Genomic DNA, 12847 nt, shown 5'->3' with positions numbered 1-12847 from the left:
TTTTAATGGCTAAATAGATGTGAATATTTAAAACTGTTGATACCTTTAAATGGTTATTAGTTATGACATGTAATGAAAAACAATATGGGGGACGAAAACAAAAAACTATATTTTGATCTATCAGAAGAGCCTGTGGGACGGTTGGAGAACCTCAAAGAGCCTTCGGAATTAAAGCAGGTATGGGATGGTAGTCAAGAAGATTTTTATAAATCGATTATTAGGAATCAACAAGATGATATTGGAAAAATAGGACGGTATTTCCGCGATGAATTGGCTCAGGAACTTTACGGAATGCGTATATCTCTTCAGAATTTTACAAATCGCTATGGTGATTTTGAAGAATTACGCTGCTTACGTGATTCATTAAGCACGTTGGTTATGGAGATTCGTAATAAAGCTGTATTGCTCTACAATCCGATACTGAATGATCTTGGCATTTTTCATGCAGTTGATGAGGCTGTGGCGAGTTATAGAAAACGATCGGGTTTTACAATTGACACCTTGCTAGATCCGCATTTAAGAGAATTGCATCATGAGGCACAACTTCAGCTGTTTAAGTTACTTACTGCTATATTCCAGTATTTAAATGATGAGATTCCTTCACAGGCTATTTCAGTTTCGGTACAGGTGATTGAATTTGAGATTTTAGTTAAAGTGTCACCTTTTTTTAGCCAGGGGAGATCGCTGTCAACAATAAAACATGAACATAGTCTAATGCGTTTGATGAAGATTGCTGAACTCTATAATGCACGGATTATGAATCATACGCCGGCAACAGGTATTTTACTTAAATTAACTATTTAAAAAAAGAATAATGATAAAAATCCTATTGGTTGAAGACCACATGGTTGTACGTAACGGAATAAAATTACTATTAGAATCGCAAGATGGATTTGAAGTTGTTGGAGAGGCGTCGAATGGAAAGGAGGCTCTTCAGTTCTTAAATTCTAATCCTGTTCCTGATATCGTCTTAACAGACATCAGCATGGAGGAAATGGATGGTATTGAACTATTACATGAATTAAAAAAACAGTATCCGTCCATTAAAGTAGTAATACTGTCCATGTTGAATCAGATCAATTACGTTGTTGAAGCATTTGAATCTGGTCTTGCCGGATATTTGGTTAAAAACGTTGGCTATAACGAATTGCTTTTTGGATTAAATCATATCGCAAATGGGGGACGATACATGAGCGAGGAAATCGCAATGATACTATTGGACCAAGTTCGCTCTGGACAAAGCTATGCACAGGTATCAGGCGAGCTACAGACAGATTTTGATATCTCCGATAGAGAGCTTGAAGTACTCAAATTAATTGCAGAAGGATACACAAATATTGAAATTGCCGATAAGATATTTTTAAGCAAGCGTACAGTTGAAGGACACCGTCAAAACTTAATCGATAAAGCGGGCGTAAAAAATACAGCTCATTTGGTCAAATTTGCATTTGAAAGAGGCATTTTGAATTAAAAATTTCCTGATAGCCCCATCAGGAAATTTGAAATCTACACCACTATATTTTATGCAGTTAGTTTGTTGCACGCAATTGCGCAAAGTTCACATAATTTAGCACAGTGCTGGCAATGTTCATGGGGATGCATAAAGCACTCCTCTGCACAGAGTGTACATAATTCAGCGCAAGTCTTGATAAGTCGTCGGCTATAGTAACTTTCCATAGCAAGAAGTTCGGCCACTGCTTTACAAACGACTGCGCATTCCATATCCAATGCAATACATTTTGCCATGGCTTGAAGGTCACTTTCTTTTGTGCAAGCATTCGCACAGGTATGGCAAGCAGTAACACATTGCCAACAGGCTTCTATACACGATTGTTCGATTGAATTTATCATAAGTTTGTCGTTTTGTCTCGCTGATTGCGCCTTACATAACTGACTTGGCAGCTTTGATGCTATCTTCTAAATAGCCCATTATACCGTCATGATCAGCTTGGGTAATTTTGCCATTCCTTAAATTTTCCAAAACATCTTTTTTAATTCGAGCGATGGCCTGTTCTTTCTCCATCGCTTCTACTGCTGTCTTTGCATTGATTCGATCGACAATGATTTTGCCGAGTTTGTTGTATATCCTTTCAGCTTCCTTATTGGACAACGCTGGAGCTGGAATCCCAGCAACAGCCTCGTTAGCAGCAGCTATATTTGCATAAATGACTGCTTCGGTATTCTTTGCTGCCGCAGCTTCAGCTCTCGCTATAGCCTGTTCACTGGCTGCCGCTGCTTTATTTTCGGCCTCCTCCATATGACGGGAAGCTTTTTCCTGAGGAGTTTGATGATTACACGATATCAACAGCAGACTGGTTATTAAGGAAAAGAAAAAGATGTTATTACATATCATGACCTACGCTCTTAAATAAGTATTTGATTATTTTAAATAGAACGGGTCTCAGAAGTAAATGGTTTGTCAATTAAATGAAACAGTTGCATTTAACTAAACTTGGTTAGAGAAATGGTTTTATGATACAAAATGATGTTCAATTGATACAATATTACCGGCAATTGAGCGATTAATTATTGAATTTTAGATATCTGTATACCAAATAGCTATTCAATTCAATGAACAAAATATACCTTTTAATTAGTGCCCTTTTTCTGTCTTTTGTACAGACGACAATCGCACAGCATACCACAGCAGTATCGATAGGAAAGGCGAATATTCCAATAGACGGGATTTTTCAGGCTGATCCAACCGTATTCTTTTACGGGGGATATTATTATCTGTACGGTACGAATGGAGATTCTGAAGAACAGCAGGGGTTTAAAGTGTATCAATCTACAGATTTGAAACATTGGAAGGTCCCGGCAGGCACAACTTCAGGTTTTGCCCTTTTAAAAGGAGATGCTTTTGGATCGACGGGATTTTGGGCGCCACAGGTATGGTTTGAAAAGGGTAAATTTTATATGGCTTATACAGCAGATGAGCATATAGCAATTGCAGTTAGTGATAGCCCTGTAGGTCCTTTTAAGCAAACTTCCAAAGCACCACTTGAAGTCGGGCAAAAGCAGATAGATCCATTTGTATTCAGCGATCGCAATGGGAGGAAATACCTGTTTCATGTCAGATTAACGCAAGGAAATAGAATTTTTGTCGCCGAATTAAAGTCCGATTATTCGGGAATAAAAGGAGAGACGCTAAAAGAATGTGTCCATGCGGAATTACCCTGGGAAAATACAGCAAATGCAGAGTGGACGGTTACCGAAGGTCCTACTGTTATCCAGCAAGGCCAGTATTATTATATGTTTTATTCGGCAAATGATTTTCGAAATAAAGACTATGCTGTCGGCGTGGCAATCGCGGATAATGTCTATGGGCCTTGGAAAAAACTAGAAGGTCAGCCGGCATTAAGCCGAAAAAATAGCGGTTTTGCCGGAACTGGACATGGCGACGTTTTCAAAAAAGGAAAGCAATGGTATTATGTCTGTCACACACACTTTTCAGATGAAAAAGTGGCACCTCGGAGAACCGCTATCATACCGTTTAATTTTGCATCAACTAGTGACGGTATTCCGGTTCCTCGGTTTGATACCGCAAAGTTTCGCTTCCTGGCTACAGATCAGGGATTGACCCGGAATGGAAAATCCTATCAAACGGATGTAGCCTTTGGCGATCCCTTTATTGTATTTGATCCGCCTACCGATCGATATTATTTATATGGCACAGGTGGAACTGAAAACGGCTTTATTGCTTATAGTTCCAAAGATCTGAAAACATGGACGAAGGAAAGGAAAGTATATGATGCCAACCAGCCTAATGGCTGGGGAGAAAAAGATTTTTGGGCGCCTGAAGTTTACCGGGTCAATAACAAATACTATATGTATTATAGCGCCCATTGGAAAGATAATCCAAAACAACATATTGAAAACTATCGCATAGGGGTAGCTGTGGCGGATAGTCCCTTAGGGCCATTCAAAGACCTTACTGGAAAACCTATTTTTGATCCGGGATATCCAATTATTGATGCGAACGTTTTTAGAGATACCGACAATAGGAATTATCTGTTTTATTCGCGTTGTTGCTACGAGCATCCGGTGGAGTCGGAGGTTGCGGATTGGGCGAAGCAGAAGTATGGCTATAGCAGGATCGAAGAGAGCTGGGTGTATGGTGTTGAATTGGACAGCAGTATGACTAAAACGATCGGGGACCCAGTCCTTTTAATGCGACCTCCAGTTTCGATGAATGACGCACAGGCTGAATGGGAGAGTAGGTCAGTCACTTCGGGTGAGATAAATAGACGATGGACAGAAGGTTCTTTTCTAATGAAAAAAAACGGACAATATTATATGATGTATTCCGCCAACTATTTTGCTGGAGCCAATTATGCGGTAGGCTATGGAACGGCAACTGCCCCATTGGGAAGCTATGAAAAGTCACCTGCTAACCCAATCATTGAAAAAAATACCCATAGCGGGGGAGTAATTTCGGGTACCGGACACAATAGCCTATTTAGCGATAGAGAAGGAAAGCTCCGCTGTGTGTATCACGGACGTACTATAAAAACGGGTGATAAACGCATGGTGTTTATCAGCGACGTTTTCTTTAATGAAAATGGCCAATTGCATATCGTTACAGATTGACCCACGGGTCAATCTGTCTTTTTGGGTATTGCCGGATTTTCGACATTTTCATCCCAAGCAGCGGACGAGGCCGCTCTAGCACTTGTTCCGTCGCTTGTTTGTGTCTTTTTATGGGCATAATTGACATTTTCTTCTTCTTCAGGATCGGTTTCATCCACGTCCGGTTCAGGACGCTCAATTGGATCAGTATCATTGGGATCCGGAATAGTATGTTGCCCGAATAATCCTTTACGATACCATATGTTACTAAAGTAATAGGCAATAATCAAACCTCGTTTTACTACTGCATGTTGCAATATCTCTTCCATGTTTTCGATTTCGTTTAAGTGGTACAACCCTCTTTATTCGCGTTGTATTCTCTCGAATAATGAACAATATCAGCAAGGAAATAGTTTGCGAGATTTCAGGATGCTGCATCAGGTTAATTGAGCAACATTTGTTCGGGAAATGGCTTAACAATTGGAAAGTAAAGATGAACTGTTGTACCCAAACCGACTTCCGATTCAATTTTTATATTTCCTCCCAACCGCTCCATAATGCGCTTTACGAGTGAAAGACCAATGCCCGTACCGGGTATGGAGCCCACGTTATCCGCCCTTGTAAACATTTCGTATATGTGCGGTAGGTGTTCACTGGGTATGCCAATTCCATTATCCTTGATTTGATAATGGGTATAATCATCTTCATGCGAACTATCTATGGATACCACAGGACTGTCCGACTGGGCTGAATATTTTATAGCGTTGATAATTAAATTGGAAAAAATTTGATAAGCGGCACTTTTCTCGCCCCAAATAGGCAATAATGTACCAAAAGTGGGCCGACAATTATTGACGTTATATAGAATACTGTTTTCTTGGAATATACGCTGAATGGTGTAGGCCATTGGAAGTGGCTCTTTGTCTAAAATGCTGGATCGGTGTTGACTTAATTGTACCATATTGTTGATAATATCCTCAATGTTGGTGACACTTCGGCTGAAATTCTGATACCATTTATTGATTTTTTTAAAATCGATATTGTCGGGGTGTTGCTGAAGAAATTGTATACCCATTTTTAAGATGGACAGCGGGTTTTTCAAATCGTGGGAAAGCGTATGGGTAAACATTTCCAATTCATTGTTTAAGCTGAGAAGTTCGTCATTGAGGAGCTGGCGTTCTTTCAATTTCGCAAAGATGGATTCTTTGATGATTTGATTTAAGCGAAGCACAAAGTTAATTTCAGCATCATTCCATGGCTTGGCAACATCATAACGCGTATCTTCCCAGATTTTGAGCTGCTTTTTATCATCCTGTTCTTCTTTTAACTCCATTTGCATGACCTGACTGCTATTTTCTCTTCTAAACCAAACGATGTAATAATCGTTCTCCAAGCCTACCTTTAAATACATTAGCCCCGCAAAACCGAGCTTATCTTTAAAGTTTTCTTGATGATTTAGACGAAAGTTGTAGTCTTTAAAGAGGGCTTTGTCGGTATGTTTCTGCAGGAATTGAATGAGTTCATAAAACTGTGCTTTAGGAGGAGACTGCCCATAGTTAAAAACGTCGCCCTGATTGAAAATTGCCAAACCATCTGCATCCACAAGCTGAGTTAGGATGTCCATATGTTGTATCAAGGCACAATTTACCATCTTATTTTCAGAGAGACTTTTCTTTAATTCTTCTTCTGCGAGCTTTAGAAGCTCTGTTCTTTCCAAGAGATTCTGTTTGACATGACTTTCATATTTGCTGGTTGCCGCCTGGATGGCAAACGTGCATAGTTTTCGTTGTTGTAGGTCGACCACACGCTTTTCGTCATGCTGCGCAACCACAAGTCCCCAAAAATCATCATCAATGCAGATTCGAAAAAAAAGGGCACTTTGAACATTTATTTCTTTCAAAAAAAGTTGATGGAGTTCAGGCAGAGGAGATAATAGGCTCGAAAGGGGATCGATGGACTCATCTTTATAATAGAATTCTTGTCCCTGATCGTCCATGTTGGGAGCGTATCGATACGAATAACCGCGATAATAAGACAAGACTTCCTCGGGCATAAAATCTTTGGAGAATTCCTTGCCTTTGAAAGAAGACCGTCCATTGGCCGTATGCTCTGCAATCACCGAACTGTACCCTGTTTCTTGAATCTGCAAAACGAAAACCCGATCATAATTCAATATCTTGTTAATAGCCGAACAAACGCGATTCCAATTATTTGGCTGAATGGTATCCAACAAAAAATTGAGTTCGTTTATTTTTTTAGCAGCAATATATTTTTTATGCTGTTGTTCCCATTCAATGTAAAGATATTCATCATGTCTACGTAGTTTAACATAAACCCGGTCGTTTTTAATTTTAATGGGTAAAATATGGCGCGACTGTCCGTTTTCAAGAAGTTCCATCACAGCATTCCTCACTTTCAACAGGGCTTCGCCGAAGGTATGGCCAAAGCTATGAAAAAAATGGGTTCCTAATAGAGCTTCACTGGTATAATGTTCATTTACGACAGACTCCGTCACTCCGACGATCGTAAAATGCCGATCTAAAATGACCAGGCTGCCAAAAGATTGAAGCTTAATAACGGTTTGATTACTCGATTGGATTGTATGATTCATAGTACCCCAAAACTCCTAATGTACACATAAATATACGAAAAAAAATTACGACAACATAGATCGAATCTTTAATATTAGAACGTTAGAAAGTAGATAAAATTGCCTTATTGGCTTCTTTTTACTTTGGAATTAAAAATGACACCAATTTCTCACATGCAACATACTATAAACGGGCATTAAATTCTTTGGCAACAGCATTCGCCATTCCTTTGATTAATGATTTCCACTGCGGATAGGAGGCTCCTATTTTCGCCGCCAAACCGACGAGATAGTTCCGAACATTATCGCTAAAATTTTCATTGTCAACGTTTATGATCTCGTTTCTGCCAGCATATTGAAACAATATACTGTTTCTACGCTGTTCGATCAGGAAAGTTGACGATGAAATTCCTTCGAAAAAATGAGCTGTATTTTTATCGCCGGGATGGCTTGGATCGGGACAAGGCTTTAAGGTTAGGGCAAAAACTTTATAATCATCGGTTTTGTCCAGCGTGAGGTTAACGACATGTACCCAGTCATAACCACCGCTACTTGGAAGTCCCGGTCCGGGGATATCCAGTCTGATATAATCATGTAATTCGAGTAAGCGATCTATCGGTGTACCATAACCGCCTGTCAATTGGAATGTGGTAGCGGGTAATTGGGCTAACGTGTACCAATGGTTGACCTTTCTCAGGTTCTCTACGCCCAATTCAAATGCGAAGTTAGCGATATCTTCACTTGCAAATTCAAGTGATTCAAAACAATCAAGTCTTTTCCCTTCTTTCTGTTCCGGTATGATATTTTTCATCGTTTTTCTATTTATGCTTAAAATACTGGATTTCTTATTCCTGCTTTTTAGCTTCCTTGAAGGTAGCTAAGCCCCTAGGTTTTTATGTCGGTGCGTCTTAACCCAAGCTCGCTTTTAGTTTGGCAAGGAGATCGTCTGCTTTTGTATGCTCAACTTTCATTTTTCGGATGGTTGGGCGTTTTCCCTTGTCTTTTTGCTTGATAATTTTTAGGAGCTCGTCCATGTATTCATTTTTATATTTACTAATATCAAAGGACTTACTGTGCTGCTCAATCAGCTGTGTCGCCATATCCATTTCCACCTTTTGAATTTTTATTGTAGTGGGCAATTTAAGGTCATCCAAGGCCCTAATCTCCTGCTGATAGCGAATTTTATTCAATACCAATGCATTACGATAGGGTTTTATAAGGGCTAGATGTTCGACATTTCGCATCACAAATGCTCCTAAACCCGCCATTTTTGTTTTTTCTAAAGCTTTGACAAGCAGCTGATAAGCTTTCTCACCGCCCTTCTGTGGCTCTAGGTAATAAGGTGTTTCAAAATAAATACTGTCAACATCCATCAGTTTTACAAATGCATGCAGATTGATAAGTTTTGATTTCTCCGGACTTGCATCTTCAAAATCGGCGTCTTCCAAAACTACATAGTGGTCTTTCATAAAGTATCCTTTAACAATATTGTCCCACTTTACCTCTTTACCAGTCTGTTCATTTACCCGTTTGAATTTAATATTGGATAAATCTTTACGATCAAGCATGTCCAAATCGAGACTTGCATTTTCAGTTGCACTATATAATTTTATGGGAATATTAACTAAGCCAAAACCAATAGCCCCTGTCCAAATTGCACGCATATGTTGTCCATTTATTGCTAATACGATAACCTTCGCTATGGAGGAATGGTTTGAAATTTAATAAAATAGCTGGCAAACTATTCCTAAAGGAATCGGTTATATACTGTAAAGCTGCTATTATTATCATGGATTTAAAGTCAAATGAGCCATTTTGGTTGGTGAAGAATGGTCTCTTAAATACCTATCCTTCCTTACAAAAAGATATAAGCTGTGATGTACTTATTGTAGGAGGGGGGATCACCGGAGCCTTGATTGCGCATCAATGTATGGCTGATGGAAAGAAATGTGTTCTTATAGATAAGCGGGAAATTGTGAATGGGAGTTCGGCGGCAACAACTTCCATGTTACAATATGAGATTGATATTCCCTTATATAGATTAAAGGAATTAATCGGCATTCAGGGGGCAATTGCGAGCTACCGAGCCTGTGGAGAAGCTATTGATAAATTAGGTAGACTTGCCAAGAAAATCCGATCGAAAGCTGGTTTTAGAAGCAAACAGTCACTCTACTATGCGGCAAAGAAAAAGGATATAGCTTGGCTAAAGGTGGAGTTCGAAGCAAGGCAAGAAGCTGGCTTCGACGTCAAGTGGCTAACGGAGCGGGATATCAGGGAACGTTATGCAATGAGCGGTGCTTATGGGGGTATACTTTCGGATCTAGGGGCAAGCATTGACGCCTTTTGTTTCACACACGAACTATTGGCATATAATGTTAACCGAGGGTTATCGATTTTTGACAAAACAGCGTTAGAAAAAGTGTTTTATAAGTCTGGTTATAATTCAGCGATTACTTCAACAGGGGCTAAAATCAAAGCGGAAAAGATTATCTATTGTACAGGATACGAAACAACAAATCTCATTTCCGAAAAATTTGTTGACCTGCTAAGCACATTTGCTATTGTATCGGAAGCTGATAAAGAACATAATCAGCTATATCACGACCTTCTCCTCTGGAATACGGCCACGCCCTATTTGTATATGCGAACAACAGACGACGATAGGTTCCTGATTGGAGGAGAAGATGAGACCTTTAGAGATCCCATCAAGCGAGATGAGCTCATTGCAAAGAAGTCACATAAGTTAGCGCAGTCATTTAATAAAATTTTTGTCAATAAAACCTTCCGCACTGATTTTACTTGGGCAGGTACATTTGGGACGACCAAAGATGGATTACCTTATATCGGAGAACATAGAAAGTTTAAAAATTCATATTTTGTATGTGGCTTCGGCGGAAATGGTATAACCTTTTCTGTTGCAGCAATGGATATGGTTGCGAGCTGGCTTCATAACCTAAACCATCCATTGGAAGAATGGTTTAGATTTGGCCGGTAATTTCCTGCTTAGCCATGCTTACGTAAAAATCGGAATACTCTCTCTTCAAGCTTCGCTAGTGGTAATTTATCTTTTATAAAGGGGAACTTTGCTTCCATAAATACCTGTTGTATGGCCGGATGGATATAATAAGTCTGCGAAACAGACTTCGTATTACCAAGTTGCTCTGCAACCTTCTTGATGACGCTATTTAATTGTCTTTTCCGTGCACTGAGTGATTCCGCCTGTTTTGTTTGCGCAAGCTGATAAAAGGCTTCACGACTGGCTCCCCAAATGCGAATACTCTTGCAGCTGATCTCACCCGTACAATTCTTCCGCAGATACTGATTAAAAGCGGAGCCACAGAAAGTGCTTTCGCAACTTGCACTATCCATTTGGAATATCCTTTTGCCTTTCATTTTTAGTAATTCTTCCAAAAGTTTAGCTTGTTGTTTGTTGGTCCAGGATTTCTGCTGGAAAACCCCCTTTTTACCTTTATAGGCTAGCGATATCCGATTGCCTTCAATGCTGACGTGTCTTTTTTCCAAAGTACTCAGCCCATACGATTTATTTGTCAGTGTATAACGCTTATTGCCAATACGAATCAATGTACTGTCCATTATTTTAAAAGCAACTGCACAAAGTTTATCCATGTCCCAAAATTCGTGTTTGAGGTGTTTGGAACTGATGTTTCTCAACTCTTGTAAGTATTTACCCATATAGAGGATATTACTAAACTTTGCAGCTTGCCGTTGGCCGACAAATTTGGAATGATAGATATATTGTTTGCGTCCTTTTTGGTCGAAGCCAAAAGCCTGTAAATCGCTTTTTGAGCTTTTAGCGATCCAAACATCTGTCCAATTTGGTGGAATAACGAGTTTTGCGATCCGCTCTAAAACCTTTTTATCGGACACTTCCTTTTCCGAAGCGTCGAAATATTTAAAAGACTTACCTACTTTTCTTCTTGTATACCCCGTTCTTGCTTTCATAGTGCATTTTCCCTTGTAAAATATGTTGATAATAGGTTAAGACGTTGTGGCCTTGTCTCGTAACGTTTTAATATATTCGTGAGCTTCGAGCTGTATACCAAGTTGTTTTTCGATGAGCAGGAGCAGATCATGGCTGATTTCCCAGCCTTCATGGTCAACAACATCCTTATAGGTATGTGTAAAGGCATCTTCACCTTGCTCACAGCTGCATAGTAAACTCCTTTCATCATTTCCTGAAATGGCGGATTTTATCTCCATCCAAATTCTGAATAGCTTGCCACTGATCATCGTTCCTCCGATTGAGTCTTCTTCCCGCGGAGCTAGGTAGGGTTTTAATTCTTCAATAAATACCTCGGATTGGTTCATAAACTCAACAAAGGTGTTATTTAAATGTTCAAGATGGAGGCGTGTGGCTATTTCTACAGCTTTTTGATAGCCTGCAATCCGATCGTTGTTGATCTGTATAAGGTCGCTGATTAATGTACGATCATTTACCGTATTGTTTTCCATTTAATGTCGGCTTTGTGAATTTCTATTTTTCACTTAAGAACGCCTCAAGTAGCCCTGCAGTTTTGTGAAAGAACAGGATAAGTATAATTTCATCCATGAAGACGATTTTATACAGCGTACCATCAGTAGATTGTTGCACGAAAGATAGAGCGAAACGCAAAAAAAAACGACCGCTTTAGATTGCTAAAGCAGCCGTTTGACGGTAATTGCTATCTTTATTTTTTATTCAAATAAGAAGTTTTTTTAGCTTTTTCCGTATCGACCTTAATCTGTTTCTTGTCTACTGATTCCGAAACTTCTGGTTGAACAATGGTTTTGCTATTTCCTTTTCCTATCGGACCGCCGCAGATAATTAGCGCAATGATCATAGCTTGCTGATTCTTTATTTTAACTCCTGATTTCATATGTTTACCATTTAACGAATTGTTGTGATGTCGGTTAGCTGCTTCTAGATAGATAACCCTAGAACCACCTTTTTGTTTTTTATTTGAGCCTGTAAATTTTAAGTTGCTTTTGAAGTTTCTTTCTTGTCATGTGGATCCTGGTTTTTATAGTGCCTTCGGGCATATCAAAATAAGAGGCTATCTCATGATATTTATATCCTTCGAGAAATAATTGAAACAATTGATAATTTTCTTCCGACAAACTGCACATCGCTTTTTCAATATCATCCGCGATGAATTTGTTGTCACTTTTATTTGTTTCTATTGTATTGGTACTTTCCAGACCGATGTAGGTTTCGTGGATATCATTCGTACGCTTCGCTTTGCGGTATTGATTGATGTATACATTTTTCATAATAACGTAAAGCCAAGACATTAACTTGGGGTGACGGATAAAATCATCGATCGATTTTAATGCTCGGATAAGTGTTTCTTGAATCAAATCCTCTTTTTCATCAGGATCATTGGTGAATTTTCCCGCGAAATGTTTCAAAAGACTTCTTTTTTCTTCGACTAACAAATTTAAATTGGAATTGTTCATAGTACCTTTTGTTAAATTGACTGATGTGTATTCGATAAACAGAGGTACAATTAAAGTGCTAGTTTTGCGATTTAGAGGTCATCCAAACCTTGTTTAAACAGGTATATGGGAAAAATACGTAAGACTGCGTATCCTTGATTTTGTAGTAGAAACACTACAAAAAAGCGGGATTAAACGTGTCGCAATAAAATTTACTGCCATGAATAGTTTTTTTTAATTGGGTATTTGTTC

Annotated in this window: 14 protein-coding genes; 4 read left to right on the top strand and 10 right to left on the bottom strand. The window is 39.1% G+C overall.

The features are described 5' to 3' along the window. Window positions 1-72 precede the first annotated feature (72 nt). Complete coding sequence (locus tag AAW12_RS10165) at window positions 73-804, top strand: hypothetical protein (protein ID WP_046673511.1); 732 nt, start codon at window positions 73-75, stop codon at window positions 802-804. Between the two features lie 10 nt (window positions 805-814). Then, window positions 815-1471, top strand: a complete 657-nt coding sequence (locus tag AAW12_RS10160) for a response regulator transcription factor (RefSeq protein WP_046673510.1) — start codon at window positions 815-817, stop codon at window positions 1469-1471. A 58-nt stretch (window positions 1472-1529) separates the two neighbouring features. On the opposite strand, the gene AAW12_RS26040 is transcribed toward AAW12_RS10160, so the two are convergent. Both AAW12_RS26040 and AAW12_RS10155 read right to left on the bottom strand, forming a co-directional pair. Continuing rightward, entirely contained in the window at window positions 1530-1778 is a 249-nt protein-coding gene (locus AAW12_RS26040; RefSeq protein WP_156167613.1) for a hypothetical protein, read from the bottom strand. Window positions 1779-1882: 104 nt separating this feature from the next. Beyond that, window positions 1883-2257: a hypothetical protein gene (locus AAW12_RS10155; RefSeq protein WP_139144937.1), complete on the bottom strand. Its 375-nt coding sequence runs from the start codon at window positions 2255-2257 to the stop codon at window positions 1883-1885. A gap of 314 nt (window positions 2258-2571) precedes the next feature. On the opposite strand from AAW12_RS10155, the gene AAW12_RS26495 reads away from it, so the two are divergent. Next, a complete protein-coding gene (locus AAW12_RS26495; RefSeq protein ID WP_053003611.1) occupies window positions 2572-4590 on the top strand; it encodes a glycoside hydrolase family 43 protein in 2019 nt (672 codons plus the stop codon). An 8-nt stretch (window positions 4591-4598) separates the two neighbouring features. Here the strand turns inward: AAW12_RS26495 and AAW12_RS10145 are convergent, their stop codons facing one another. From AAW12_RS10145 to AAW12_RS10130, 4 genes are all read right to left on the bottom strand, one after another. Continuing rightward, window positions 4599-4898, bottom strand: coding sequence for a hypothetical protein (locus tag AAW12_RS10145; RefSeq protein WP_046673508.1), 300 nt, complete (start codon window positions 4896-4898; stop codon window positions 4599-4601). 113 nt (window positions 4899-5011) lie between these two features. Next, window positions 5012-7180, bottom strand: a complete 2169-nt coding sequence (locus AAW12_RS10140) for an ATP-binding protein (RefSeq protein ID WP_046673507.1) — start codon at window positions 7178-7180, stop codon at window positions 5012-5014. Between the two features lie 163 nt (window positions 7181-7343). Further along, the gene (locus tag AAW12_RS10135; RefSeq protein ID WP_046673506.1) at window positions 7344-7970 is read right to left on the bottom strand and encodes a hypothetical protein; all 627 of its coding nucleotides are present in this window, start codon (window positions 7968-7970) and stop codon (window positions 7344-7346) included. Window positions 7971-8067: 97 nt separating this feature from the next. Further along, complete coding sequence (locus AAW12_RS10130; RefSeq protein WP_046673505.1) at window positions 8068-8823, bottom strand: Ku protein; 756 nt, start codon at window positions 8821-8823, stop codon at window positions 8068-8070. Between the two features lie 125 nt (window positions 8824-8948). Here AAW12_RS10130 and AAW12_RS10125 point away from each other — a divergent pair, with 125 nt between their 5' ends. After that, window positions 8949-10154, top strand: a complete 1206-nt coding sequence (locus AAW12_RS10125) for an NAD(P)/FAD-dependent oxidoreductase (RefSeq protein WP_046673504.1) — start codon at window positions 8949-8951, stop codon at window positions 10152-10154. Between the two features lie 8 nt (window positions 10155-10162). Here AAW12_RS10125 and AAW12_RS10120 read toward each other — a convergent pair whose 3' ends face one another. From AAW12_RS10120 to AAW12_RS10105, 4 genes are all read right to left on the bottom strand, one after another. After that, on the bottom strand, window positions 10163-11122 hold the full coding sequence (locus tag AAW12_RS10120; RefSeq protein WP_046673503.1) for a DNA topoisomerase IB: 960 nt from the start codon (window positions 11120-11122) through the stop codon (window positions 10163-10165). A gap of 36 nt (window positions 11123-11158) precedes the next feature. Next, on the bottom strand, window positions 11159-11632 hold the full coding sequence (locus tag AAW12_RS10115) for a PA2169 family four-helix-bundle protein (RefSeq protein WP_046673502.1): 474 nt from the start codon (window positions 11630-11632) through the stop codon (window positions 11159-11161). A gap of 215 nt (window positions 11633-11847) precedes the next feature. After that, on the bottom strand, window positions 11848-12036 hold the full coding sequence (locus AAW12_RS10110) for a hypothetical protein (protein WP_046673501.1): 189 nt from the start codon (window positions 12034-12036) through the stop codon (window positions 11848-11850). Window positions 12037-12115: 79 nt separating this feature from the next. Then, on the bottom strand, window positions 12116-12616 hold the full coding sequence (locus tag AAW12_RS10105; RefSeq protein WP_046673500.1) for an RNA polymerase sigma factor: 501 nt from the start codon (window positions 12614-12616) through the stop codon (window positions 12116-12118). Between the last annotated feature and the right edge of the window lie 231 nt (window positions 12617-12847).

The organism is Sphingobacterium sp. Ag1, assembly GCF_000988325.1.
Lineage (GTDB): Bacteria > Bacteroidota > Bacteroidia > Sphingobacteriales > Sphingobacteriaceae > Sphingobacterium.
This window is presented reverse-complemented; position numbering and strand designations above follow the sequence as displayed.